General features: G+C 63.4%; 23 protein-coding genes and 1 other RNA gene. 4 read left to right on the forward strand and 20 right to left on the reverse strand.

Translation table 11 applies throughout. The annotated features are described in order from the left end of the window. Positions 1-230: 230 nt before the first annotated feature. From lpxC to rsmI, 18 genes are all read right to left on the reverse strand, one after another. Positions 231-1,142 (reverse strand): UDP-3-O-acyl-N-acetylglucosamine deacetylase, encoded by a 912-nt coding sequence (lpxC, locus tag IAE38_RS21385; protein ID WP_028635177.1) that lies wholly within the window; start codon positions 1,140-1,142, stop codon positions 231-233. Positions 1,143-1,254: 112 nt separating this feature from the next. Then, complete coding sequence (ftsZ, locus tag IAE38_RS21390) at positions 1,255-2,451, reverse strand: cell division protein FtsZ (protein ID WP_003251871.1); 1,197 nt, start codon at positions 2,449-2,451, stop codon at positions 1,255-1,257. A gap of 55 nt (positions 2,452-2,506) precedes the next feature. Further along, positions 2,507-3,763: a cell division protein FtsA gene (gene ftsA / locus IAE38_RS21395; protein ID WP_015271706.1), complete on the reverse strand. Its 1,257-nt coding sequence runs from the start codon at positions 3,761-3,763 to the stop codon at positions 2,507-2,509. Positions 3,764-3,777: 14 nt separating this feature from the next. Continuing rightward, positions 3,778-4,647 carry a cell division protein FtsQ/DivIB gene (locus IAE38_RS21400; protein ID WP_028635178.1) on the reverse strand — a complete coding sequence of 290 codons (870 nt, stop codon included), beginning with the start codon at positions 4,645-4,647 and terminating at the stop codon, positions 3,778-3,780. Between the two features lie 5 nt (positions 4,648-4,652). Further along, positions 4,653-5,609 (reverse strand): D-alanine--D-alanine ligase, encoded by a 957-nt coding sequence (locus tag IAE38_RS21405; RefSeq protein WP_028635179.1) that lies wholly within the window; start codon positions 5,607-5,609, stop codon positions 4,653-4,655. Further along, positions 5,606-7,054, reverse strand: a complete 1,449-nt coding sequence (gene murC / locus IAE38_RS21410) for a UDP-N-acetylmuramate--L-alanine ligase (protein ID WP_028635180.1) — start codon at positions 7,052-7,054, stop codon at positions 5,606-5,608. The genes IAE38_RS21405 and murC overlap by 4 nt, the downstream gene beginning before the upstream one ends. Continuing rightward, positions 7,047-8,126, reverse strand: a complete 1,080-nt coding sequence (gene murG / locus IAE38_RS21415; protein WP_060483268.1) for an undecaprenyldiphospho-muramoylpentapeptide beta-N-acetylglucosaminyltransferase — start codon at positions 8,124-8,126, stop codon at positions 7,047-7,049. Before murG ends, murC begins: the two co-directional genes overlap by 8 nt. Then, entirely contained in the window at positions 8,116-9,330 is a 1,215-nt protein-coding gene (gene ftsW, locus IAE38_RS21420) for a putative lipid II flippase FtsW (protein WP_236404277.1), read from the reverse strand. Before ftsW ends, murG begins: the two co-directional genes overlap by 11 nt. Continuing rightward, a complete protein-coding gene (murD, locus tag IAE38_RS21425) occupies positions 9,327-10,673 on the reverse strand; it encodes a UDP-N-acetylmuramoyl-L-alanine--D-glutamate ligase (RefSeq protein ID WP_201219169.1) in 1,347 nt (448 codons plus the stop codon). Before murD ends, ftsW begins: the two co-directional genes overlap by 4 nt. 6 nt (positions 10,674-10,679) lie before the next feature. Continuing rightward, positions 10,680-11,762 carry a phospho-N-acetylmuramoyl-pentapeptide-transferase gene (gene mraY, locus IAE38_RS21430; protein WP_028635184.1) on the reverse strand — a complete coding sequence of 361 codons (1,083 nt, stop codon included), beginning with the start codon at positions 11,760-11,762 and terminating at the stop codon, positions 10,680-10,682. Next, a complete protein-coding gene (locus IAE38_RS21435) occupies positions 11,762-13,129 on the reverse strand; it encodes a UDP-N-acetylmuramoyl-tripeptide--D-alanyl-D-alanine ligase (protein ID WP_201214601.1) in 1,368 nt (455 codons plus the stop codon). Before IAE38_RS21435 ends, mraY begins: the two co-directional genes overlap by 1 nt. After that, on the reverse strand, positions 13,122-14,609 hold the full coding sequence (locus IAE38_RS21440; RefSeq protein WP_201219171.1) for a UDP-N-acetylmuramoyl-L-alanyl-D-glutamate--2,6-diaminopimelate ligase: 1,488 nt from the start codon (positions 14,607-14,609) through the stop codon (positions 13,122-13,124). The genes IAE38_RS21435 and IAE38_RS21440 overlap by 8 nt, the downstream gene beginning before the upstream one ends. Then, entirely contained in the window at positions 14,609-16,348 is a 1,740-nt protein-coding gene (locus tag IAE38_RS21445) for a peptidoglycan D,D-transpeptidase FtsI family protein (RefSeq protein ID WP_161629597.1), read from the reverse strand. The genes IAE38_RS21440 and IAE38_RS21445 overlap by 1 nt, the downstream gene beginning before the upstream one ends. After that, on the reverse strand, positions 16,348-16,641 hold the full coding sequence (ftsL, locus tag IAE38_RS21450) for a cell division protein FtsL (RefSeq protein WP_028635188.1): 294 nt from the start codon (positions 16,639-16,641) through the stop codon (positions 16,348-16,350). Before ftsL ends, IAE38_RS21445 begins: the two co-directional genes overlap by 1 nt. Continuing rightward, positions 16,638-17,585 (reverse strand): 16S rRNA (cytosine(1402)-N(4))-methyltransferase RsmH, encoded by a 948-nt coding sequence (gene rsmH / locus IAE38_RS21455; RefSeq protein WP_442968319.1) that lies wholly within the window; start codon positions 17,583-17,585, stop codon positions 16,638-16,640. Before rsmH ends, ftsL begins: the two co-directional genes overlap by 4 nt. Beyond that, the gene (mraZ, locus tag IAE38_RS21460; protein ID WP_004575120.1) at positions 17,582-18,037 is read right to left on the reverse strand and encodes a division/cell wall cluster transcriptional repressor MraZ; all 456 of its coding nucleotides are present in this window, start codon (positions 18,035-18,037) and stop codon (positions 17,582-17,584) included. The genes rsmH and mraZ overlap by 4 nt, the downstream gene beginning before the upstream one ends. Before the next feature lie 307 nt (positions 18,038-18,344). Continuing rightward, an RNA gene (gene rnpB, locus IAE38_RS21465) (RNase P RNA component class A) lies at positions 18,345-18,717 on the reverse strand. A 67-nt stretch (positions 18,718-18,784) separates the two neighbouring features. Further along, positions 18,785-19,627: a 16S rRNA (cytidine(1402)-2'-O)-methyltransferase gene (rsmI, locus tag IAE38_RS21470; protein WP_201219179.1), complete on the reverse strand. Its 843-nt coding sequence runs from the start codon at positions 19,625-19,627 to the stop codon at positions 18,785-18,787. Positions 19,628-19,846: 219 nt separating this feature from the next. Between rsmI and IAE38_RS21475 the strand changes: the two genes are divergently transcribed. The 4 genes from IAE38_RS21475 (at position 19,847) to IAE38_RS21490 (ending at position 23,290) form a co-directional block, all read left to right on the forward strand. Further along, positions 19,847-21,664 (forward strand): penicillin-binding protein activator, encoded by a 1,818-nt coding sequence (locus IAE38_RS21475; RefSeq protein ID WP_201219173.1) that lies wholly within the window; start codon positions 19,847-19,849, stop codon positions 21,662-21,664. Further along, entirely contained in the window at positions 21,664-22,035 is a 372-nt protein-coding gene (locus IAE38_RS21480) for a YraN family protein (protein ID WP_201165248.1), read from the forward strand. The genes IAE38_RS21475 and IAE38_RS21480 overlap by 1 nt, the downstream gene beginning before the upstream one ends. 86 nt (positions 22,036-22,121) lie before the next feature. Continuing rightward, complete coding sequence (locus IAE38_RS21485; protein ID WP_028635193.1) at positions 22,122-22,715, forward strand: phosphoheptose isomerase; 594 nt, start codon at positions 22,122-22,124, stop codon at positions 22,713-22,715. Further along, positions 22,712-23,290 carry a BON domain-containing protein gene (locus tag IAE38_RS21490; RefSeq protein WP_028635194.1) on the forward strand — a complete coding sequence of 193 codons (579 nt, stop codon included), beginning with the start codon at positions 22,712-22,714 and terminating at the stop codon, positions 23,288-23,290. The genes IAE38_RS21485 and IAE38_RS21490 overlap by 4 nt, the downstream gene beginning before the upstream one ends. Before the next feature lie 72 nt (positions 23,291-23,362). On the opposite strand, the gene IAE38_RS21495 is transcribed toward IAE38_RS21490, so the two are convergent. Beyond that, on the reverse strand, positions 23,363-23,791 hold the full coding sequence (locus IAE38_RS21495) for a ClpXP protease specificity-enhancing factor (RefSeq protein WP_201165250.1): 429 nt from the start codon (positions 23,789-23,791) through the stop codon (positions 23,363-23,365). A gap of 10 nt (positions 23,792-23,801) precedes the next feature. Then, the gene (locus IAE38_RS21500) at positions 23,802-24,425 is read right to left on the reverse strand and encodes a glutathione S-transferase N-terminal domain-containing protein (RefSeq protein ID WP_028635196.1); all 624 of its coding nucleotides are present in this window, start codon (positions 24,423-24,425) and stop codon (positions 23,802-23,804) included. Positions 24,426-24,526 lie beyond the last annotated feature (101 nt).

The raw sequence follows: 24,526 nt of genomic DNA on the forward strand, positions 1-24,526 counted from the left end.
CGTCACCTCCCTCCGCAAGCCCTCCGCTCGGCCTCCTGAAGTCGCAATCTGCGTCGCCTGGGCTTTCGCGCGCTTAGAAGCAACAGCAACAGCAAAAGCAAAAAGAAGGGCGTAGCGGGACGGGGTGAGATGGGACTGGAGTAGGCTGATTGAGGAGAGTTTGAGTAGGTAGCTGAACCATAAAAAAGGCCACCCGAAGGTGGCCTTAATGAACTAGAGAATGTTCGAACTTACACAGCCGCAACAGGGCGCATGTAGGAGATCGGTGCCGTACTGGCATCTTCGAACGTAACCACTTCCCAAGCATCAGTTTCAGCAATCAACTTGCGCAGCAGCTGGTTGTTCAGCGCGTGCCCGGACTTGAAGCCCTTGAACTCGCCGATCAGGCTGTTGCCCAGCAGGTAGAGGTCGCCAATGGCATCGAGGATCTTGTGCTTCACGAATTCGTCTTCGTAGCGAAGGCCGTCTTCGTTCAGTACACCTTCCTCGTCGACCACGATGGCGTTCTCGACGCTACCACCCAACGCAAGGTTGTGCTTGCGCAGGTATTCGATGTCACGCATGAAGCCGAAGGTGCGGGCGCGGCTCACTTCCTTCACGAACGACGTGCTGGAAAAGTCGACGCTGGCGCTCTGGGTCCGGTTGCGAAGCACCGGGTGATCGAAGTCGATCTCGAAGCTCACCTTGAAACCTTCGAAAGGCAGGAACGTGGCGCGCTTGTCGCCCTCTTCCACGGTTACCTCACGCAGGATGCGGATGAACTTCTTGGCTGCGTCCTGTTCTTCCAGGCCGGCAGACTGAATCAGGAATACAAAAGGTCCGGCGCTGCCATCCATGATCGGCACTTCCGAGGCGGAGAGCTCGACGTAGGCGTTATCGATGCCCAAACCCGCCATGGCGGAGAGCAAGTGCTCGACCGTATCGACCTTGACGTCACCGTTGACCAGCGTCGTCGACATGGTTGTTTCGCCGACGTTGGCCGCACGCGCAGGGATCTCGACCACAGGGTCCAGGTCGGCGCGGCGGAAGACGATGCCGGTGTCAACAGGTGCAGGCTTGAGGGTCAGGTAGACCTTCTCCCCGGAGTGCAGACCGACACCTGTGGCACGGATGGTATTCTTCAGGGTGCGTTGTTTAATCATGGCATTGGCCGCTTCAGCGCAAATTGCGAACAGGTATCAACAAAGGCTGGGGATGATAACAGACCCAACCTTTGATGAATACCAATCACCCTTATACCCCTGATAAATTTCATTAATCGGCCTGACGACGCAGGAATGCCGGAATATCGAGGTAATCCAGGTCGTCCTGAGGGTTCAGCTTGGCGGCTGCGGCGGCACCGGCGTGGGCCTGGTTACGCATTACGGTCGGGCGCTCCAGGTCACGGTAGTTGACCGCTGGCTGCTCCTGGCGCACCGGGGCCGGGTTGGATGCCTCGTAGGCCTGCTGGGCAGTTTGCAGGGTGTTGTCGACGACCTTGACCGGCTTCTCGATACGCGCACCCAGGCCAGTGGCCACAACGGTGACGTGCAGCTCGTCGCGCATGTCCGGGTCGATCACGGTACCCACCTTGACCATGGCGTGGTCGGAGGCGAAGGCTTCGATGATGCTACCCACATCGGAGTATTCACCCAGCGACAGGTCAGGGCCTGCGGTGATGTTCACCAGGATGCCACGGGCGCCCTGCAGGTTGACGTCTTCAAGCAGCGGGTTGCGGATGGCCGCCTCGGTGGCCTCGCGAGCACGGTTCGGGCCACTGGCGCAGCCGGTGCCCATCATGGCCATGCCCATCTCGCCCATCACGGTGCGCACGTCGGCAAAGTCGACGTTGATCATGCCAGGGCGCTTGATGATGTCGGAGATACCGCGCACGGCGCCAGCCAGCACGTCATCCGCCTTGGCGAAGGCAGACAGCAGGCTTGCATCCTTGCCCAGGATGGTCAGCAGCTTCTCGTTGGGGATGGTGATCAACGAGTCGACGCTTTCAGCCAGCATGCGGATGCCTTCGTCGGCGATCTGCATGCGCTTGCGGCCTTCGAACGGGAACGGACGCGTCACCACCGCAACGGTGAGGATGCCCATTTCCTTGGCCACTTCGGCAATGATCGGTGCTGCACCGGTACCGGTACCGCCGCCCATGCCAGTGGTGATGAACACCATGTTGGTGCCTTGCAGCACTTCGGCGATGCGCTCACGGTCTTCCAGCGCGGCCTGGCGACCGACTTCCGGATTGGCACCTGCACCCAGGCCCTTGGTCACGCCAGTGCCCAATTGCAGGATGGTGCGTGCACCGATGTTTTTCAGGGCTTGAGCATCGGTGTTGGCGCAGATGAATTCCACGCCTTCAATGCTGCTCTTGACCATGTGGTTGACGGCGTTGCCGCCACCACCACCTACACCGATCACCTTGATGACCGGGCTTTGCGGGACGTTGTCTACGAGCTCGAACATTTTCCCTCTCCTTACAGTTCTCTAGTTGTCGCGCCTACCACTACTGCTTTGAAACTTAGAAGTTGCCTTGAACCCACCGCTTGAAGCGCTCAAGCACCGGGGCCTTCGGTTCATCGCCATAGCTGTTGTTGCTGCTGTTGCCGGTCAAAGGCAGGTCTTCGGTCTGCTTTTGCAGGCCGTAGGTAAGCAAGCCCACACCGGTGGAATAGATCGGGTTGCGCACCACGTCGCTCAGCCCCCGAACGCTGTGCGGTACGCCCAGGCGTACCGGCATGTGGAAGATTTCTTCGGCCAGTTCAACGGCGCCTTCCATTTTTGCAGTACCGCCGGTGAGGACGATGCCCGCGGGCACCAGGTCCTCGTAGCCGCTGCGGCGCAGTTCGGCCTGGATCAGCGTGAAGAGCTCGTCGTAACGCGGCTCCACCACTTCGGCCAGGGCCTGGCGCGACAGTTCGCGCGGCGGACGGTCGCCCACGCTTGGCACCTTGATGGTTTCGCCAGCGCCGGCCAGCTTGGCCAGTGCACAGGCGTAACGGATCTTGATTTCCTCGGCGTACTGGGTGGGCGTGCGCAGGGCCATGGCAATGTCATTGGTCACCTGGTCGCCGGCAATCGGGATCACCGCCGTGTGGCGGATGGCGCCTTCGGTGAAGATGGCGATGTCGGTGGTACCCCCACCGATGTCCACCAGGCATACGCCCAGCTCTTTCTCGTCATCGGTCAGCACCGAGTAGGCCGAGGCCAGTTGCTCGAGGATGATGTCGTCGATTTCCAGGCCGCAGCGGCGCACGCACTTTTCGATGTTCTGGGCAGCGTTGACGGCGCAGGTCACCACGTGAACCTTGGCCTCCAGGCGTACGCCCGACATGCCCAGCGGCTCGCGCACACCTTCCTGGTTGTCGATCACATAGTCCTGCGGCAGGGTGTGCAGCACACGCTGGTCTGCCGGGATGGCGACGGCCTGGGCCGCATCCAGTACCCGCTCCAGGTCGGCCAGGCTGACCTCACGGTCGCGAATGGCGACGATACCGTGGGAGTTGAGGCTGCGGATGTGGTTACCGGCTACGCCAACGAATGCCGAGTGAATGCGGCAACCGGCCATCAGCTGCGCTTCTTCAACGGCACGCTGGATCGACTGCACGGTGGACTCGATGTTCACCACCACGCCTTTTTTCAGGCCCCGGGACGGATGGGTGCCGATCCCGACGATTTCCAGGGTGCCGTCCTCGCCCACCTCACCCACCAGCGCCACCACCTTGGAGGTGCCAATGTCCAGCCCGACGATCATTTTGCCGCTATGCGCGTTTGCCATGGTCCTGCCTCTCTCTAATTCTTCGCAACGGCGGGTTGGGCCGTCGTCGGTGCAATCGGTTCCCGCCAGCCAACGGCAAGCCCGTTGGCGTATCGCAGATCGATGCGGGCGATGTTGGCGATCTGCTCTTTAAGCGTCTTGTCGTAAATGGCAATGAAACGGCGCATTTTCTCTACCAGATGGTCGCGCCCCAGCAGCAACTCGATGCCTGGCCCGGCGCTGCTCGCACCCGTGGTCAGGAACCAGCTGCCCCGCTCGCGCAGCTCCAGGCGCGCGATGGAAAAGCCCAGGGGGCGCAGCATCTGGCTCAGTACCTGATACTGCTGCATGACTTGTTGCTGTGCGCGCTGCGGCCCGGCCAGCTGCGGCAGGTGCTCGTAGTTGGCCAGCTCGCGCGGGGTGAACGCCTGGCCCTGGTTGTTGAGCAAGGCTTCATCACCCCAGCGCGCTACCGGCAGTTGTTCTTCGAGGCGGATCACGACCTCGTCCGGCCATACACGGCGAACTTCGGCGTGGGCGATCCAGGGCATCTGCTCAAGCTCGGTACGCATCGCCGGCAGGTCGACGGTGAAGAAGCTGGCCGCCACGTAGGGGGCGATGCGCTGCTGCACGGACTGCTGGCTGATGTAGGTCAGGTCGCCCTGCACGTCGATCTTGGTGATGGGCCGGTCGGCATAAGGCATCAGCCGCACCGCGCCCTCGTACGCACCAAAACCTGCGGCTACCAGCAGCACCGGCCACAGCAGGCGCTTGAGGCCGCCCAGGCTAGGCCGCGGCAGGCGCGCCGATACGGGCTCGTCGGCCACCAGCCGGCTGGCACCACGCGGCACCGGCTTGCTACGGCCGGTAACGGGTTGCTGCTGACGTATCATCGCGCCTTGCATGATGGTTAACCTCGCGTCGCCATGCTGTCGGCCAGGATCGCCAGCACCAGTTGCTGGAAGTCCAGGCCGGCCGCGCGGGCCGCCATGGGCACCAGGCTATGATCAGTCATGCCGGGTGCGGTGTTGACTTCGAGCAGCCAGAACCGGCCCTGCTCGTCCTGCATCACGTCCAGCCGGCCCCAACCTTCGATGCCGATGGCATCGCAAGCACGGGCGGTCAGGTCGATCAGTTCCTGTTCCTTGACACTGTCCAGCCCGCAGGGAATGCGGTACTGGGTGTCGTTGGCGATGTACTTGGCGTCGTAGTCGTAGAACACGTGCGGGGTACCCAGGGCGATTGGCGGCAGCACCTGCCCGCGCAGTACCGCAATGGTGAACTCCGGGCCGTGAATCCACTGTTCAACGAGTACCTGGGAATCGTAGTTGGCGGCGTCTTGCCAGGCGGCGACCAGTTCCTGCTCGCTGTTCACCTTGGCCATGCCGATGCTGGAGCCTTCATGGGCAGGTTTGACGATGAGCGGGAAGCCCAGTTCCGTGCTGGCACGCAAACAATCGCTTTCGCTTGCCAACACCGCATGGCGTGGCGTGGGGATGCCCAGGCTCTGCCATACCTGCTTGGTGCGCAGCTTGTCCATGGCCAGCGCCGACGCGAGGATGCCACTGCCGGTGTAAGGGATGCCCAGACACTCCAGCAAGCCTTGCATGCTGCCGTCTTCGCCGCCGCGACCATGAAGGATGATGAACGCACGGTCGACCTTCTCGCTTTGCAGGCGGGTGAGCAGGTCGTCGCCCACATCGATGGCAACCACGTCAACACCCGCTGCCGTCAACGCGCTGATCACGGCAGCCCCGGACTTCAGCGACACTTCGCGTTCGGCGCTCTTGCCGCCGTACAGTACCGCGACGCGGCCGAACGCCTTGACGTCCAGGGTGGAGTGCAACGTGTCGTAGGCGCTGGTCATTTCGACTTCTCCTGCTTGGCGCCAGCGAACAGCGGGCTTTTCATCAATTGCGGGGCCAGGCCGCCGACGTCGCCGGCCCCCTGGCAAATCAGGATGTCGCCGGCACGCAGCAAGGGCTTGACCAGCGGCGCCAGCTCGGCGCCACGTTCGATGTAGATCGGGTCCAGCTTGCCGCGCTGGCGGATGCTGTGGCACAGCTGGCGGCTGTCGGCGCCCGGGATCGGCTCTTCACCGGCCGGGTACACCTCCATCAACAGCAGCACGTTGGCATCGCCCAGCACCTGGACGAAATCGTCGTACAGGTCACGGGTACGGCTGTAGCGGTGCGGCTGATACACGATCACCAGGCGGCGGCTGGGCCAGCCACCGCGTACCGCCTTGATCACAGCAGCCACTTCGGTAGGGTGATGGCCGTAGTCGTCCACCAGCATCACGCTGCCACCGTCTACCGGCAGTTCGCCATACACCTGGAAGCGCCGGCCGACACCCTGGAAGCCGGACAGGCCCTGGATGATGGCGTCGTCGGCAATGCCTTCGTCGGTGGCGATGGCGATGGTGGCCAGGGCATTCAGCACGTTGTGGTTGCCCGGCATGTTCACCGACACTTCCAGCGGCTCGCAGTCGCGGCGCAGCACGGTGAAGTGGGTTTGCATGCCCTGCTGGCGCACGTTGATGGCGCGGATGTCGGCCTCTTCGCTGAAGCCGTAGGTAACCGTCGGGCGCTTGACCTGCGGCAGGATCTCGCGCACTACCGGGTCGTCCAGGCACATCACGGCCAGGCCGTAGAACGGCAGGTTGTGCAGGAACTCGACGAAGGTTTTCTTCAGCTTGTTGAAGTCACCTTCGTAGGTGGCCATGTGGTCGGCGTCGATGTTGGTGACCACGGCAACCATCGGTTGCAGGTGCAGGAAGCTGGCGTCGCTCTCGTCGGCTTCGGCGATCAGGTAGCGGCTGGTGCCCAGCTGGGCGTTGGTGCCGGCTGCAGTCAGGCGGCCACCGATGACGAAGGTAGGGTCCAGGCCGCCTGCGGCGAACACCGATGCCAGCAGGCTGGTGGTGGTGGTCTTGCCGTGGGTGCCGGCAACGGCCACACCATGGCGGTAACGCATCAGTTCGGCCAGCATCTCGGCGCGGGGTACCACCGGAATACGGCGCTCCAGCGCGGTGGCCACTTCCGGGTTGGCAGGGTTGATCGCGCTCGACACCACCAGCACATCGGCGGTGGCCGCGTTCTCGGCGCGGTGGCCGACGAAGATCTGGGCGCCGAACGATTCCAGGCGCTCGGTGACAGGCGAAGCCTTCAGGTCGGAACCGGACACTTCATAGCCCAGGTTCAGCAGCACCTCGGCGATGCCGCACATGCCCACGCCGCCAATGCCGACGAAGTGAATGCGACGGATACGGCCCATTTTCGGCTGGGGCATGGCTTTCTGGCTCTCAACCATGGGCCACCTCCAGGCAGATGTCCACTACGGTGCTGGTTGCAGCAGGTTTGGCCAGGCGTCTTGCAGTGCCAGCCATGACAGTGAGTTTCTCGGGTTGCATCAGCACCTCGTTCAGGCGTTCAGCGAGCTGCGCTGCGCCAGTTGTCGCTTGTGGCATCAGGAAGGCAGCGCCTTCACGGGCCAGATATTGGGCGTTATGGGTCTGGTGGTCGTCGATGGCATGGGGCAAGGGCACCAGCATCGAAGGCAGGCCCGCTGCCGCCAGCTCGCTGACAGTCAGGGCGCCGGCCCGGCACACCACCAGATCAGCCCAGCCGTAGGCATGGGCCATGTCCTTGATGAAGGGCTCTACCTGAGCCTCTATGCCAGCCTCGCGATAACGCTCGGCGGTGACCGGCGCATGCTGCTTGCCGGCCTGATGGAACACCTCTGGCCTTACGGCCGCAGGCACTTCGGACAGCGCCTTAGGCAACAATTTGTTCAATGGTTCCGCACCCAGGCTGCCGCCGAGTACCAGCAGGCGTGCCGGGCGCGCAGCCAGCGGTGCGCGCTGTGCGTCCATGAACAGCTCGGGGCGCACCGGGTTACCGGTGGTACGGCGCTTGTCGCTGGCGTCGAATGTATTCGGGAACGCCTCGCACACCCGCGCCGACAGCGGTGCCAGCAGGCGGTTGGCGGTACCGGCCCGGGCGTTTTGCTCGTGGATGACCAGCGGCACACCGCACAGCTTGGCCGCCACGCCGCCTGGGCCGGTGACGTAGCCGCCGAAGCCCAGCACGCAGACCGGCTTGAGCTGACGGATAACACGCCGGGCCTGCAGGACCGACTTGATCAGCATCAGCGGCGCCTTCAGCAAGGACAGCTTGCCCTTGCCGCGCAAACCGCTGACCTCGATGCGGTGCAACGGCAGACCTGCCTGAGGCACCAGTTCGTTCTCGATGCCACGCGGGGTACCCAGCCAGTGCACGGCATACCCGCGGGCCTGGAACTCACGGGCGCAGGCCAGGGCCGGGAACACGTGGCCCCCGGTGCCGCCCGCCATGATCAATACGTTCTTGCCGTCAGCGGCCATGACTGGGCTCCTCGGCAAAATCGCTCTCGCTGAATTCATGTTCCTCGCTACCCAGGTGCGTGCGGCTTTCCCACTCGATGCGCAGCAACAGGCCTACGCAGGCACAGCAGATCACCAGGGAACTACCGCCATAACTGAGGAACGGCAGGGTCAGGCCCTTGGTCGGCAACAGGCCGACGTTCACGCCGATGTTGATCAGGAACTGGCCAATCCACAGGAAGGCCAGGCCGAATGCCATATAGGCAGCAAAGAACTGTTTGGCTTTCTCGGCCCACAAACCGATGTAAAGGGCACGCACGGTGACGAATACGAACAGCGCGATGGTGACCAGCGAGCCGACCACGCCCAGCTCTTCTGCCAGCACCGAGAACACGAAGTCGGTGTGGGCTTCAGGCAGGTAGAACTGCTTCTGCACACTGTTGCCCAGGCCCACGCCGAGCCACTCGCCACGGCCGAAGGCAATCAGCGCCTGGGTAAGCTGGTAACCCGAGCCAAACTGGTCGGACCAGGGGTCGGTGAAGGTGATCAGCCGCGCCATTCGATAGGGCTGCGCCTGTACCAGCACGAACACCGCCACCACCGCCAGCACCACCATCAGGCTGAAGCGGAACAGCCCCACCCCGCCGAGGAACAGCATGGCAGCTGCCGCACCCATCATGACCACGGTGGCGCCGAAATCCGGCTCCATCAGCAACAGGCCGGCCATGGGCAGCAGCACGATGAACGGCTTGAAGAAGCCCATCCAGCTTTCGCGCACCTCGGTCTGGCGCCGCACAAGGTAACCGGCGAGGTAGATGACCACGAATACCTTGGCGATTTCAGACGGCTGCACGTTGAAGAAACTGAAGCCGATCCAGCGCATCGAGCCGTTCACCTCGCGGCCAATGCCGGGCACCAGCACCAGCACCAGCAGACCAAAGGCGCCCAGCAGCATCATGAAGCCCATACGCTGCCAAGTGGCGATCGGCACCATCATGGTCGCGCCGCAGGCGACCAGGCCGAGGAACACGTACACCAGGTGGCGGTACATGTGGTACAGCGGGTTACCCGACTGCACGGCAGCCACTTCCGACGAAGCCGAGGTGATCATCACCAGGCCAAGGCCCAGCAAGGCCAGGCAACCTGCCAGCAGCGCGAAGTCCAGGTCGATGCCACGGCCACTGATGAGTGGCGACGGGTAAGGCTTGAGGATACCGAAGATCATGCGAGTGCCTCCGCGGCCTGGGCAAACAGGCGCCCGCGTTCTTCGAAATTCCTGAACATGTCGAGGCTGGCGCAGGCGGGCGACAGCAGCACGGCGTCCCCCCGCTGGGCCAGCTCGGCGCATTGGCGCACGGCATCTTCCAGGGTGCCGACGCGCACCAGCGGCACGTCGTCGCCCAGTGCGTCGGCCAGGCGCTCGGCGTCACGGCCCAGCAGCACTACCGCGCGGCAGAAACGCTTGACCGGCTCACGCAACGCCGTGAACTCGGCACCTTTGCCATCCCCCCCGGCGATCAGCACCAGCTTGCCCTCAATGTCGGCGCCCAAACCTTCGATGGCAGCCAGGGCTGCCCCAACGTTGGTCGCCTTGGAATCGTCATACCAGTTCACGCCATCGCGCTCGCGCACCCACTGGCAACGGTGGGCCAAGCCACCGAATGCGCGCAGGGCCTCCAGCATGGGCGCGAAGGCAAGCCCGGCCGCGTGCCCCAAGGCCAGGGCAGCCAGGGCGTTGCTCTGGTTGTGGGCGCCACGAATCTTCAGCTCGCGCACCGGCATCAGGTTCTGGAACTCGAACGCCAGGTATTTCTCGCCATCCACTTCGCGCAGGCCGAAGGCCTTGAAGTCCGGTTGGTTCAGGCCAAATGTCCAGCACGGGCGGCCTTCGACCGGCAGTGGCCGGCTGAGTGCATCCTGGCGGTTGACCACCACCTGGCGCGCCCCACGGAAAATGCGGTGCTTGGCCAGGTGATAGGCCGGCAGCCCGCTGTAGCGGTCCATGTGGTCTTCGCTGATGTTCAGCACCGTGGCCACTTCGGCATTGAGCTGGTCGGTGGTTTCCAGCTGGAAGCTGGACAGCTCCATCACATACAGCTCGACGTCATCGGCCAGCAGGTCCAGCGCCGGCGTGCCGAGGTTACCGCCCACCGCCACGCGCTTGCCGGCCTTGGCCGCCATCTCGCCCACCAGTGTGGTGACGGTGCTCTTGGCGTTGGAGCCGCTGATGGCGATGATCGGTGCCTTGGCATGGCGGGCAAACAGCTCGATGTCGCCAGAAAGCTTCACCCCCCGTGCCGCCGCCTGTTGCAGCGCCGGGGTGGCCAGGGCCAGGCCAGGGCTTACATACAGCTCGCTGGCGCGGCACAGGAAGTCGACGTCCAGTTCGCCACAGCGTACTTCCACCTGCGGGTGGTCACGGCGCAGGGTGTCCAGTTCCGGCGGTTGCTCGCGGGTGTCGGCGACCGCAAAGGCGATGCCCCGGCTCGCCAGGAAGCGAACCAGGGACATGCCGCTCTTGCCGAGGCCGACAACGATGCGGAATTGGTCGGAAGCGATCAGTGACACGCTCGTCTACCTCAGTTTCAGGGTTGCAAGGCCAACCAGCACCAGAATCACGGTGATGATCCAGAAGCGGACAATCACCCGTGGCTCCGGCCAGCCCTTGAGTTCAAAGTGGTGGTGTATCGGCGCCATGCGGAACACGCGCTTGCCGGTGAGCTTGAACGACGCCACCTGGATCACCACCGACAGGGTTTCCATCACGAACACGCCGCCCATGATGAACAGCACGATTTCCTGGCGGACAATGACGGCAATGGTGCCCAGTGCCGCGCCCAGCGCCAGCGCGCCCACGTCGCCCATGAAGACCTGCGCCGGGTAAGTGTTGAACCACAGGAAGCCCAGGCCGGCACCGATCAGCGCACCGCAGAACACGATCAACTCGCCCGAGCCCGGCACGTACGGGATCAGCAGGTATTCGGCGAACTTCACGTTGCCCGACAGGTAGCAGAAAATGCCGAGCGCCCCACCCACCATCACCGTCGGCATGATCGCCAGGCCATCGAGGCCGTCGGTGAGGTTGACGGCGTTGCTGGAGCCGACGATGACGAAATAGGTCAGCACCACAAAGCCGATGCCCAGCGGGATGGTGACGTCCTTGATGAACGGCAGTATCAGCGTGGTTTCGACACTGGTTGGCGCGGTCTTGTACAGGAATACCGCTGCAGCCAGGCCGAACACCGACTGCCAGAAGTACTTCCAGCGGCTGGGCAGCCCACGGGAGTTTTTCTCGATGACCTTGCGGTAGTCGTCCACCCAGCCGATGGCACCGAAAGCCAGGGTGACGATCAGCACCACCCACACGTAACGGTTGGTAAGGTCAGCCCACAGCAGCGTGCTGACGGCGATGGCGGAAAGGATCAGCGCACCGCCCATGGTCGGGGTGCCGGACTTGGAGAGGTGCGATTGCGGCCCGTCGTTGCGCACGGCCTGGCCGATCTGACGGATTTGCAGGGTACGGATCATCCACGGCCCCAGCCACAGCGCCATCGACAACGCGGTCAGTACACCCAGAATCCCGCGCAGGGACAGGTACTGGAAGACCGCGAAGCCCTTGTGGAACTGTTGCAGATACTCGGCCAACAGCAGCAGCATTAATGTTTCTCCCCGCTGGCACCGCACAGTGCAGCCACGACGTTTTCCATCGCAGCGCTGCGCGAGCCTTTTATCAATATGGTGGTGTCGCTGACGTTCTCGGCACTGACAGCGTCGATGAGCTCAGCTTGCGTCGCGAAATGGCGGCCATGTGCGCCGAATGCCTGTACCGCGTGGGCCATGTTGGCACCCACCGCGTAAAGGGCGTCGACTTTGCCGCGGGCATAGTCACCCACCTGACGGTGGCCTTCCTCTGCCCACTGCCCCAGTTCGCCGATATCTCCAAGCACCAGGACGGTACGCCCGGAAAAGGCGGCGAGTATATCAATGGCCGCGCACATGGAGGTGGGATTTGCGTTGTAGCTGTCGTCGATAACACAGGCCCCACCCGGCGCGATCTGCGCCACGGTCCGGCCCTTGACCGGCTGCACGGCAGCGAGGCCCGCGGCGATGCCGCTCAGGCTCACGCCCACGGCGTGGGCAGCAGCAGCGGCAGCCAGTGCGTTGCTGACGTTGTGCACGCCCAGCAGGTTCAGTTGCACGGTGACTTCACCGCCAGCGCCATGCAGGGTGAAGGCCGGGCAGCCACGTACATCCCGGCCAAGGTTGCTGGCATGGAAGTCGGCCCCGGGGTTATCCAGGGCGAAGCTGATGACGCGATGGCTACCGGCGCGTTTGCGCCAGATATCGAACGCCTTGTCGGCCAGGTTGAGGATGGCAATGCCACCTTCACCCAGGCCTTCCAGGATCTCGCCCTTGGCCTCGACGATCTTTTCCGGGCCGCCGAACTCGCCTACATGGGCGGTACCGGCGTTGTTGATGATGACCACCTGTGGTTTGGTCAGGCCGACGGTGTAGCGGATTTCGCCAATGCGCGAGGCGCCCAGCTCGATCACTGCCGCGCTGTGCTCGGGCGCGATTTCAAGCAGGGTCAGCGGCGCACCCAGGTCGTTGTTCAGGTTGCCACGGGTGGCATGCACCAGGCCGCGGGTGCGCAGGATGCTGGCGAGCATTTCCTTCACCGTGGTCTTGCCACTGGAACCGGTAATGGCCACCACCGGGTTATGGAACCGGGCACGGTTCAGCGCGCCAAGCTGGCCCAGGGCCACACGGCAGTCGGCGACCACCAGCTGTGGCAGGTCGACGCCTGCCACTTCGCGCTCGACCAATGCCGCAACAGCGCCCTTGGCCTGCACATCGGCCAGGTAGTCATGGCCATCGAAACGCGGGCCGGTCAGGGCAACGAACAGCTGCCCGGCACCCACGCTGCGGCTGTCGATGCTCACGCCATCGAAGCGCGCGTCGGCACCGCTCAGGCGACCGCCAAGTGCGCCCGTCAGCTGGCTGAGGGTCATGGGCTCAAGCATGTGGTGCCTCCCAGGCTGTGAGTGCCTTGTCGGCTTCGATCAAATCGGAGAAGGCGTGACGTTCGCCATTGATCTCCTGGTAATCCTCGTGCCCCTTGCCGGCCAGCACGATCACATCGTCGGCGGCAGCACCGGCGATCAGTTGGGCAATGGCTGCGCCGCGGCCAGAGACGAAGGCCACCGCATCTGGCGCGGAAAAGCCCGGGCGGATGTCGTCGAAGATGCGCTGTGGGTCTTCGCTGCGCGGGTTGTCATCGGTGACCAGCACCCGGTCGGCCAGGCGCTCGGCCACTTCGGCCATCAGCGGGCGCTTGCCGCGGTCGCGATCGCCGCCGCACCCAAACAGGCACAGCAGCTGGCCGTGCGCATGCGGGCGCAGTGCTTCCAGCACTTTGTCCAGGGCATCGGGTGTGTGTGCATAGTCCACCACCACCAGCGGTTTGCTACCGCCCCCCAGGCGCTGCATGCGGCCTACCGGCCCTTGCAGTTGCGGGGTGACCTTGAGGATTTCGTCCAGCGCGTAGTCCAGCGCCAGCAGGCTGGCGACGGCGGCCAGCATGTTGCTCAGGTTGAAACGGCCCAGCAGCTGGCTGCGCAGCGTGCGCTCGCCCTGCGCCGTGACCAGGGTGGCGCACACGCCCTCATCGGTGAACACGGCCTCGCGGCAGAACAGCGTGGCGTCCGGGTTTTCCAGGCTATAACTGATCAGCCGGGTCTCGATATGATCACCGACAGGGCGCCTGGCATAGGCGTCTGCCAGGCGCTGGCCGAACCCGTCATCCAGGTTGACCACTTGGCAGCGCAAGCTGGGCCAGGTGAACAGCTTGGCCTTGGCCGCTTCGTAGGCCTGCATGCTGCCGTGGTAATCCAGGTGGTCGCGGGACAGGTTGGTCATCACCGCAATGTCGAAGTCGAGCGCAGCCACACGCCCCTGCTCCAGGGCATGGGAAGAGACTTCCATGGCGACGGCCTTGGCGCCCTGCTTCTTGAGGTCGTAGAGGGTGGCCTGCACGGCGATGGGGTCGGGTGTGGTCAGCCGCCCGCTCTGCAGCTCGCCATAGAAGCCGGTACCCAGCGTGCCGATCAGACCGCAACGCTGGCCCAACGCATCCAGTGCCTGGGCAACCAGTTGGGTAACGCTGGTCTTGCCATTGGTACCGGTCACGCCCAACAGATTCAGCTGGCGGCCGGGGTCGCCATAGAAGCGGCCAGCAATGTCCGACAACTGAGCGACCAGGCCCTTTACCGGAATCAGCGGTACGTCGGTCAGGGGCAACACATTGGCGCCCTGCTCTTCGTAGGCCACAGCTGCGGCGCCACGGGCAAGGGCATCGGCAATGTGACCGCGCCCATCGATCTTGGCACCCGGCACGGCCAGGAACAGGTCGCCAGGGCGCACCTGGCGGCTGTCCAGGGTCAACTCGCGAATCAGCGGGTCGCGGCTGGCGTGGGCAAACAGTTTGCTCAGTGGCATCGTCATTATCCACGCCCTCCCTTGGCGGCGGCTGCATTGACTTGCGATTGCTCGGCCGGTGCCGGTGGGGGCAGGTTGTCTGGCGGTACGTTCATCAGCCGCAGGGTGCCGGACATGACCTTGCTGAAGACCGGTGCCGACACCAGGCCGCCGAAGTAGCCGCCCTTGCCCGGTTCGTCGATCACCACCACGATGGCGTAGCGTGGGTCGCTCATGGGGCCGAAGCCTGCGAACAACGAGCGGTAGGCGTTCTCGGTGTAGCCCTTGGAGCCCACCGTGGCCTTACGCGCCGTACCCGACTTGCCAGCCACGTGATAGAACGGCACCTGGGCACGGAACACGCCGCGCGGTGCTTCAATCACCTGCTGCAACATGCCCTGCACGGTTTCAGCGGTTTCCTTGGGGATGGCCTGCACGGCTTCAGGCGCCTTGTCGACCTTGAGGATCGACAGCGGCACCATCTTGCCGTCGTTGGCCAGCGCCGCGTAGGCATGCACCAGTTGCAGGGCAGTCACCGATACGCCATAGCCATAGGACAAGGTGGCCGTTTCGGCCTTGCGCCATTCACGGTGGTTAGGCAGGTTACCCACCCGTTCACCCGGGAAGCCCAGGCCTGTGTACTGGCCCAGGCCCACCTGGGACATCACCCGGTAAATGGCTTCGCCGCCGATGTCGAAGGCGATCTTGCTCATGCCCACGTTACTGGAGTTGATGAGGATGCCGGTCAGGTCGAGGATCGGGCCCTCGCTCTTGGACACGTCCTTGATGGTGTAACGGCCGATCTGCAGGCTACCCGGGTAGACCTCGACCTTGTCGGTGGGCTTCCAGCGGCCGCTCTGCAAGGCGGCGCTCATGGAGATCGGCTTGACCGTGGAACCCGGCTCGAACACGTCGATGATCGCCCGGTTGCGCATGGCTGCCGGGAACATGCTGCGACGGTTGTTGGGGTTGTAGGTGGGCTGGTTGACCATGGCCAGCACTTCGCCAGTCTTGACGTCCATGATCACCAGGCTGCCCGCCTTGGCGTCCTGTTCGGCGATGGCGTTGCGCAGTTCACGGGTGGCCAGGTATTGCAGGCGCAGGTCTATCGACAACGCCAAGGTCTTCCCGGCCTTGGCGTTCTTGGTAACCTGAATGTCCTTGATCAGCCGGCCACGCCGGTCCTTGATCACTTGTCGCTTGCCCGGCACGCCAGCCAGCCACTCGTCGTAGGCCAGTTCGACCCCTTCGCGGCCATGGTCGTCCAGGTCGGTGAAGCCAACCATGTGCGCGGTCACATCGCCGGCCGGGTAGAAGCGACGGAATTCTTCCAGCCCGTACACACCCGGCACCTTCAGGTCCAGTACATGCTGGCCCTGCTCCGGGGTCAGGCCACGTACCAGGTAGATGAATTCTTTGCTGGCCTGCTGGGTCAGGCGCTCGGTCAGTTGCTGGGCGTTCTGCCCCAAGGCAGCAGCCAGTTGCGGCCAGCGGTCACGCGAGGCCTGCATTTCCTTAGGGTTGGCCCACAAGGTGGTGACCGGCGTACTCACGGCCAGGGGCTCACCATTGCGGTCGGTGATCAGGCCGCGGTGTGCCGGGATGGGAATATGACGCAGGCTGCGGGCATCGCCCTGGCCCTTGAGGAAGTCACGGTCCACCACCTGCAGATCGACGATGCGCCAGCAGATGGCGCCCACCATCAGTGCCAGCAGGCCGATGACCACGCGAAACCGCCATGGGTACAGTGCGCCTTCGAGCTTCATCATGGCGTCACCATCCGCACTTCGTCAGCGGCAGGCACGCGCATCTTCAATTGCTCGGACGCCAGGTTCTCGATGCGGCTGGAAGCTGTCCAGGTGCTCTGTTCGAGGATAAGCCGGCCCCACTCGGCCTGGGCCTTGTCGCGGTCATTCAGCTCGCCGTAGAGGGTATTGAGCAACTGGCGGTTCCAGTGCGCGCTGTACGATACGGCGATGGCCGAAATCAGCACGCCGACGAACAGCAGGAGCATCAGGAAGCTTCCGCCTGGCAGGGGCTTGGCGAACAGCTTGCTCACCGCAGTTTCTCCGCCACACGCATTACCGCACTGCGCGACCGTGGGTTGGCCTTGAGCTCGGCTTCCGAGGCGAACTGGGCCTTGCCAATAAGCTTGACCTTGGGCTCGAACACTTTGTGCTGCACGGGCAGGTTACGCGGCAGGTTGTCGGCCTCGCCCTTGACCAGCTTGCGCATGAACAGTTTGACGATGCGGTCTTCCAGCGAGTGGAAGCTGATGACAGCCAGGCGGCCGCCGACTTCCAGGGCGTCAAGCGCGGCTTCCAGGCCGGCCTCCAGGTCGCCCAGCTCATTGTTGACGTGGATGCGCAGGCCCTGGAAAGCCCGGGTCGCCGGGTTCTTGCCCTTCTCCCAGGCCGGGTTGGCCACCTTGAGCACTTCTGCCAGGTCGGCAGTGCGGGTGAACGGCTGGGTTTCACGGCGCTCGACCACAGCACGTGCCATGCGGCCGGCGAAGCGCTCTTCACCGTACTCCTTGAACACGCGGGCAATTTCTTCTGCAGGTGCGGTGGCGATGAACTCGGCGGCGCTGATGCCCTGGCCCGGGTTCATGCGCATGTCCAGGGGGCCATCATTGAGGAAGCTGAAACCGCGCTCCGGGTCGTCCAACTGCGGCGACGACACGCCTAGGTCCAGCAGCACACCACTGACCTTGCCGTGCAACCCGCGCTCGGCAACCTCTGCACCCAGCTCGGCAAAGCTGCGCTGCACAATGACAAAGCGGCCGTCTTCGGCCGCCAGCGCTTGCCCCGTGGCAATCGCCTGTGGATCTTTGTCGAACCCCAGCAGCCGCCCCTGCGGCCCGAGCCGGCTCAGGATCAATCGACTGTGGCCGCCGCGGCCGAAGGTGCCGTCCAGATAGCAACCGTCGGCGCGCAAGGCCAATGCCTCGACAGCTTCGTCGAGCAGGACGGTGATGTGGTTGAAGCCGCTATCTATGGTCACAGGATCAGGTCACGCAGTTCGTCGGGCATGGCGCCCGGTTGTTGAATAGCTGCAAGGTCGGCTGCCGAAACCGCGTTCCAGGCATCTTCATCCCACAGCTGGAATTTGTTCAGTTGCCCCACCAGCATCGCCTTCTTGTCCAGCTTGGCGTACTCCCGCAGGCGGGGCGGCACCAGGAAACGGCCACTGCCATCGAGCTCCAGGTCAACCGCATTGCCGATCAGCAAACGCTGCAGGCGGCGGTTTTCTTCACGAAGCGACGGCAAGGCACGCAACTTGGCTTCTATTTGTTCCCACTCGTCGAGCGGATAGACACACAAGCAGGGGTCAACAGCGTCAATGGTCACGATGAGCTGGCCATTGCAGCGCGAATCGAGCTCGTCACGGTACCGGCTCGGCATGGCGAGACGGCCCTTTGCATCGAGGCTGACGGCGTTGGCTCCGCGGAACACGGCTGCGATTCCCCACAATGGTAGCGTTTTTGTGCCAGAAAACCCACTTCATCCCACTTTCTGCCACTTGCGCACACTATAGGAATCCGTCCGCAGCACCGTCAAGGCACGTTCGGAAGGAAAAGCCTTACAGGACCGAGATTTAGCGCAATAAAAGAAGGGGGAAGGAATACCGGGGATATAAAAAGACGAGAAAAATCAAACCCACCCAAGCACCTGGCGCTGGAACTTAAAGTGATTTATGAAGAGTAAGATTTTTTCGGCATTACCAGCGGGGATCTGCTATCGATTCAAGCAGGGAGAAAAGATGGAGAGTCGATCTGTAAGCCGGGTTTTGTCGAGGACAGTCATTCCTCTACGACGGCCATCACTGGACGCCTCTAGCAACCTACCCGGTTCCGACGCGGGCCACGCCTGATGGAACCCTATTTGGTCTTGCTCCGAGTGGGGTTTACCTAGCCACGAACTGTTGCCAGACGTGCGGTGCGCTCTTACCGCACCTTTTCACCCTTACCGGCGCCGAAGCGCTTAGGCGGTTATTTTCTGTGGCACTTTCCGTAGGCTCGCGCCTCCCAGGCGTTACCTGGCACTCTGCCCTGCGGAGCCCGGACTTTCCTCCCCCTGCAGTTGCGCAGCAGAACTGCGGAACTTAAACAGGCAGCGACTGTCCGATCGACTCTCCGCCGCAAAGAGTAACGGTAGTCGCCTTCAAGAACAAGCGATACCGGCACATATATCAAATTGCCACTATTTAGCTTTCTGTTTTTCCAGGGCCAGTTGATACAGCAGGTTCTTGCGCACGCCGGTTATGTCAGCAGCCAGTGCTGCTGCCCGCTTGAGCGGTAACTCAGCCAGCAGCAGGTCCAGCACCCGTTGCGCTTCGGTACTGATGGCCTGCTCACCTTCAGGCGCCGACCAGCCGCCCACCAACACCACGCACTCGCCACGCTGCTGGTTGCTGTCACCCGCCACGAAGGCATGCAGTTCCGCCAGGGGTACCCCCTTCAGGGTTTCGAAGGTCTTGGTCAGTTCACGGGCCAGAACCGCAGGGCGTTCACCGCCCAATACCGACTGCATGTCTTCCAGGCATTCCAGAATGCGATGCGGGGCCTCGTAGAAGATCAGCGTGCGCGGCTCCTCTTTGACCTGCTCAAGACGGGCGCGGCGCCCTGCCGCCTTGGCGGGCAGAAAGCCCTCGAAAATGAAGCGGTCCGATGGCAGGCCCGCGGCCGACAGCGCGGCGATCAACGCGCAGGCGCCTGGCACCGGCACCACCCTGACCCCGGCCTGGCGCGCCTGACGCACCAGGTGGTAACCCGGGTCGGATATCAGCGGCGTGCCGGCATCTGACACCAGCGCCACGTCATCCCCTGCCAGCAGACGGGTGAGAAAGCGCCCCCCTTCATCACGCTCGTTGTGCTCATGGCACGCAGCCAAGGGTGTTTCTATACCAAAATGCTGGAGCAGGCGGATGGAGTGACGCGTGTCTTCGGCTGCAATCAGGGCCACGTCCGCCAGCACCTTCAGCGCCCTGGCGCTCATGTCGTCAAGGTTGCCGATAGGGGTGGCCACGACGTAAAGCGTCCCCATTGCGGTTTTGGAAGCCCCTGCCACATCAGTCACTGCACGCACCTGTCATCTGGATCAAAGGCGCCATTGTAGCCCGAGCACCCGCAACAGGGCGCAAAGAAGTTCGCTATCAGTCTGCGCAAGGCCACCTATAGTGAAGGATCAACACGGCGACATCGCGCCCCGGCCAGTGCTTGGGTACAATTGCCGGCCAACTTGATCGAGTAACAGGACTATTACATGATCGCTTGCCTGCGGCTGCTCACAGCCCTCTGTCTTGCTGCTCTGCTTGCAGCCTGCGCCAGCTCGCCCTCATCCAGCCTCGGCGAGCTGCCACGCACCCCGGACGCCAGCATCGAGCAACTGCTCGAGAAGGCCGCTTCCAGCAAATCTGCCGAGGACGCTGCCCTGCTGCGCCTGAGCGCAGCAGACCTGGCTTACAAGCAAAAAGACTTCCCACGCGCCGCACGCATCCTCGAACAAGTCCCCGTAGATACGCTCAAGCCGGCACAGCAAGTGTTCGCTAGCACCCTGGCGGCGGAACTGGCGATGAGCCGCAACCAACCCAAGGCGGCCCTCGCAGCCCTGGCTCACCCCAGCCTGCAGCACACCGCTGAGCTGCCGGCCGAGCAGCAGGTCCGCACCTACAGCGTGCACGCTGCCGCCCTCGAAGCCGACGGCCAGGCGCTGCCTGCCGCACAGCAGCGTGTGCTGTTGGCACCGCTGCTCAGCGGCGCCGCTGCCAGCGCCAACAACGACGCCATCTGGGCGCTGGTCGCCGCACTGCCGGCCGAGCAACTGCAACAGCCTGGCACCGATCCGGTGCTGAACGGTTGGGCCAGCCTTGCGCTGGCGGTGAAAAGCGCCGGCACCCTGGAACAACAGCAGGCAGCCATCGACGCCTGGGTGAAGCAGCACCCGGACCACCCCGCCGCCCAACAGCTGCCATCTGCCCTGACCAAGCTCAAGGCACTGGCCAGCCAGCCACTGACCAAGATCGCCTTGCTGCTGCCTCAGGAAGGCCCGCTGGCCGGTGTGGCACGCGCACTGCGCGATGGCTTCATGGCTGCCCACTTGCAAGCCCAGCAATCCGGCCAGCCAACCCCGGCCGTGCAGGTAGTGGACAGCTCGCGTATCGGCTCGCTGGACGACTTCTACCGCCAGGCCCAGGCCGATGGCGTGCAGTTGGTGGTCGGCCCGCTGGAAAAAACCCTGGTCAAGCAGTTGGCGGCCAAGCCGCAGCTGCCTGTCACCACCCTGGCACTCAACTACGCGGACGCCGGCCAGACCGCACCGCCACAGCTCTTCCAGTTCGGCCTGGCGGCCGAAGACGAAGCGCGCGAAGTGTCACGCCGGGCACGCGCCGACGGCATGGTGCGCGCCGTGGCACTGGTGCCCAGTGGCGAATGGGGTGATCGCGTACTCGCCGCCTTCCGCAAGGACTGGGAAGCGAACGGCGGCACCCTGCTTGCCGCAGAGCGCATCGCGCAACCGGTAGCCCTTGCCCAGCAGATTGCCGACCTGTTCCAGCTGCGCCAAAGCGAAGGCCGGGCCAAGAGCCTGCAGAGCACCGTGGGTGGCAACATCGCCGCGCAGCCCTCGCGCCGCCAGGACATCGACTTCATCTTCCTGGCCTCCACGCCGCAACAGGCCCAGCAGATCAAGCCCACACTCAACTTCCAGTACGCGGGCGATGTACCGGTGTACGCCACCTCGAACCTCTACAGCGCCAGCGGTGACGTGAACCAGTACAACGACATGAACGGCATCCGCTTCTGCGAAACCCCGTGGCTGCTGGACACGAGCAACAGCCTGCGTCAGCAGGTAGTGCAGCAATGGCCACAAGCTGCTGGCAGCCTTGGCCGCCTGTATGCCATGGGGGTGGATGCCTACAGCCTGGCGCCCCGCCTGGGCCAACTCAAGGCACTGCCAGACAACCGCATCCAGGGGCTGTCGGGTAGCCTGAGCATGAATGCCAGCCAGCGTGTCGAGCGTCAGCTGCCGTGGGCCGAGTTTGCCGGCGGCCAGGTCAAGCGCCTGCCCGACACTGCCCGCTAATGGCAACGGCGTCGCCCACATGCGCCGGGCAGGCTGCAGAAACCCAGGCCCTTGAACACCTTCAAGGGCAGGGCCTGCAACTGCTGGCTCGCAACTGGCGATGCAAAGGCGGCGAGCTTGATCTGGTCATGCTCGACGCCGATACAGTAGTATTCGTCGAAGTCCGCTACCGCTTGCATGCGGGCTTTGGTGGCGCCCTCGGCAGCATTGATCGGCGCAAGCAGAACAGAGTGGTGCTTGCCGCCCGTGTGTTCCTGCACCAGCAACCCCTTTGGGGCGACCACCCCTGCCGCTTCGATGTGGTCGCCCTGCAAGGCAGCCAGCATGCTGGCAGGCCGCTTCAATGGCTGAAAAACGCCTTCGAATGCTGAACCCACTTCATTTTTTTTGCTCTATGTTTCGCGGGCTGGTCACCGTTGCGCGCCGCGCCGGCCACCGCCCCACTTAAGGTCACCAGATGGACATGCAATCCCGAATTCGCCGGCTGTTCCAGGCCAGCATCGACACCAAGCAACAGGCAATGGACATCCTGGCACCGCATATCGAGCACGCCAGCCTGGTCATGGTCAACGCACTGCTGAACGAGGGCAAGATGCTCGCGTGCGGCAATGGCGGCTCGGCCGGCGACGCGCAGCATTTCTCTTCGGAGCTGCTCAACCGCTTCGAGCGCGAGCGCCCCAGCCTGCCGGCCATCGCCCTGACCACTGACAGCTCCACCCTGACCTCGATTGCCAACGACTACAGTTACAACGAGGTCTTTTCCAAGCAGATTCGCGCCCTGGGGCAGCCCGGGGATGTGCTGCTGGCGATCTCCACCAGCGGCAATTCTGCCAACGTGATCCAGGCTATCCAGGCCGCACACGATCGCGAAATGATTGTCGTAGCACTGACAGGCCGCGACGGCGGAGGCATGGCCTCGCTGCTGCTGCCCGAAGACGTCGAGATCCGTGTACCCTCGACGGTTACCGCTCGCATCCAGGAAGTCCACCTGCTGGCGATCCACTGCCTGTGCGATCTGATCGACAGCCAACTGTTCGGGAGTGAAGAATGACCCCTATGCGCGTCGGCCTTTTGGCCCTGACCCTGTGCCTGAGTGTCACCGGTTGCAGTTCGGTGCTCAACTCAACCCGTAACTCGCCGATCGAGGATGATCGCGGTACCCGTACCATCGGTAGCAAGATCGATGACTCGCTGATCGAGACCAAGGCATCGGTCAACATCGCCAAGGCCAGCCCAGACCTGGACAAGGGCTCGCACATCGTTGTCAGCAGCTACAACGGTATCGTCCTGCTGGCTGGCCAAACCCCACGGGCCGACCTCAAGGCCCTGGCGGAACAGACCGCCAGCCAGGTCCAGCGGGTGAAGAAGGTGCATAACGAGCTGCAAGTGATGCAGCCCTCCTCCATCCTGGCGCGCAATAACGACGCCTGGCTGACCACCAAGATCAAGACCCAGATGCTGGCAGACTCCGGCGTGCCAAGCTCGCGCATCAAGGTGATTACCGAAAATGGCATCGTGTACCTGCTGGGCCTGGTAACCCAACAGGAGGCCAATTCGGCTACCGCCGTGGTGCAGGGCGTGTCGGGCGTGCAGAAAATCGTCAAGCTGTTCGAATATATCGACTGATTAGGCTGGGTTTCTTGGCGCCTGTGCCAGACACCGTGAAAAAAAGGCGATCCTTACGGATCGCCTTTTTTATTACTTGACCACTTTCAAGCTGGGCCGGCCACTGGGGCGCGGAGGCTGACCGCCACCTTCTGGCGGCCCATCGTCATCCGGTTGCGCAGCGTCGTCTTCAAGCGCTTCCTCCTCCAGAGGCGACTCCAACTCGAAGACCATGCCCTGGCCATTCTCGCGTGCGTAGATACCCAGCACTGCAGCAATAGGCACGAACAGCGAATGAGGCACGCCGCCAAAGCGGCCCTCGAAGCTGACCGCGTCGTTGTCCATGTGCAAACTGCGCACCGCGCTTGGGGAAATGTTCAGGACAATCTGGCCATCGGTGGCAAAGCCATCCGGCACCTGCACCTTCGGGTACTCGGCGTTGACCAGCATATGGGGCGTGCAATCGTTGTCGACGATCCACTCGTACAGTGCTCGAACCAGATAGGGGCGACTGGAGTTCATCAACAGCTCCTTAAAGCTTGCGCATTTCACGTTCAACAGAGGACAGGCTGGCCAGGAACGGCTCCCGGGCAAACTGACGCTCCATGTAATCCAACAGCGGCTTGGCTTGCCGCGGCAATTCGATACCCATGATCGGCAAGCGCCAGAGTATGGGCAATAGACAGCAATCGACCAGGCTTTGCTCCTCACTCATGAAGCAGGCGAACTCACCGAACAACGGCGACACCCCGGTCAGGCTCTCGCGCAGCGCCTTGCGCGCATTGGCACGGGCAGGCTCGCTGCTGCGAGGGCCCAGTACCTGGTCAGCCAGGCTGCACCAGTCGCGCTGGATGCGGTGCATCAGCAAACGGCTGTTGCCACGTGCAACCGGGTACACCGGCATCAGCGGCGGGTGCGGGTAACGCTCCTCCAGGTACTCCATTACCACGGTCGACTCATACAACACCAGGTCACGGTCGACCAGGGTTGGCACGCTGCCATACGGGTTGACCTCGGCCAGCTTGGGCGGCACCCGGCTGGGGTCGACATCGATGACCTGCACGCTGACACCTTTCTCGGCCAGCACAAGGCGCACGCGGTGAGAATAGTGGTCAGCAGGATCGGAATAGCAGGCTAACCTGTTGGTTACGCCCATGTAGCGCCTCCTCGCAGGGGATGCTTGTAAAACTATAAATGAAAACGCGCCCGCGGCCCCCGGGGAGTTTTTGCCGGGGGGCCCGGGGGCGGTAAACAACC

The organism is Pseudomonas sp. S32, from assembly GCF_016648095.1.
Lineage (GTDB): Bacteria > Pseudomonadota > Gammaproteobacteria > Pseudomonadales > Pseudomonadaceae > Aquipseudomonas > Aquipseudomonas parafulva.

Bases quoted from the DNA above. Each gene is read 5' to 3' on its own strand.
- lpxC (WP_028635177.1), bottom strand. From the start codon at position 1,142: ATGATTAAACAACGCACCCTGAAGAATACCATCCGTGCCACAGGTGTC.
- ftsZ (WP_003251871.1), bottom strand. From the start codon at position 2,451: ATGTTCGAGCTCGTAGACAACGTCCCGCAAAGCCCGGTCATCAAGGTG.
- ftsA (WP_015271706.1), bottom strand. From the start codon at position 3,763: ATGGCAAACGCGCATAGCGGCAAAATGATCGTCGGGCTGGACATTGGC.
- IAE38_RS21400 (WP_028635178.1), bottom strand. From the start codon at position 4,647: ATGCAAGGCGCGATGATACGTCAGCAGCAACCCGTTACCGGCCGTAGC.
- IAE38_RS21405 (WP_028635179.1), bottom strand. From the start codon at position 5,609: ATGACCAGCGCCTACGACACGTTGCACTCCACCCTGGACGTCAAGGCG.
- murC (WP_028635180.1), bottom strand. From the start codon at position 7,054: ATGGTTGAGAGCCAGAAAGCCATGCCCCAGCCGAAAATGGGCCGTATC.
- murG (WP_060483268.1), bottom strand. From the start codon at position 8,126: ATGGCCGCTGACGGCAAGAACGTATTGATCATGGCGGGCGGCACCGGG.
- ftsW (WP_236404277.1), bottom strand. From the start codon at position 9,330: ATGATCTTCGGTATCCTCAAGCCTTACCCGTCGCCACTCATCAGTGGC.
- mraY (WP_028635184.1), bottom strand. From the start codon at position 11,762: ATGCTGCTGCTGTTGGCCGAGTATCTGCAACAGTTCCACAAGGGCTTC.
- IAE38_RS21435 (WP_201214601.1), bottom strand. From the start codon at position 13,129: ATGCTTGAGCCCATGACCCTCAGCCAGCTGACGGGCGCACTTGGCGGT.
- IAE38_RS21440 (WP_201219171.1), bottom strand. From the start codon at position 14,609: ATGACGATGCCACTGAGCAAACTGTTTGCCCACGCCAGCCGCGACCCG.
- IAE38_RS21445 (WP_161629597.1), bottom strand. From the start codon at position 16,348: ATGAAGCTCGAAGGCGCACTGTACCCATGGCGGTTTCGCGTGGTCATC.
- rsmI (WP_201219179.1), bottom strand. From the start codon at position 19,627: ATGGGGACGCTTTACGTCGTGGCCACCCCTATCGGCAACCTTGACGAC.
- IAE38_RS21475 (WP_201219173.1), top strand. From the start codon at position 19,847: ATGATCGCTTGCCTGCGGCTGCTCACAGCCCTCTGTCTTGCTGCTCTG.
- IAE38_RS21480 (WP_201165248.1), top strand. From the start codon at position 21,664: ATGGCAACGGCGTCGCCCACATGCGCCGGGCAGGCTGCAGAAACCCAG.
- IAE38_RS21485 (WP_028635193.1), top strand. From the start codon at position 22,122: ATGGACATGCAATCCCGAATTCGCCGGCTGTTCCAGGCCAGCATCGAC.
- IAE38_RS21490 (WP_028635194.1), top strand. From the start codon at position 22,712: ATGACCCCTATGCGCGTCGGCCTTTTGGCCCTGACCCTGTGCCTGAGT.
- IAE38_RS21495 (WP_201165250.1), bottom strand. From the start codon at position 23,791: ATGAACTCCAGTCGCCCCTATCTGGTTCGAGCACTGTACGAGTGGATC.
- IAE38_RS21500 (WP_028635196.1), bottom strand. From the start codon at position 24,425: ATGGGCGTAACCAACAGGTTAGCCTGCTATTCCGATCCTGCTGACCAC.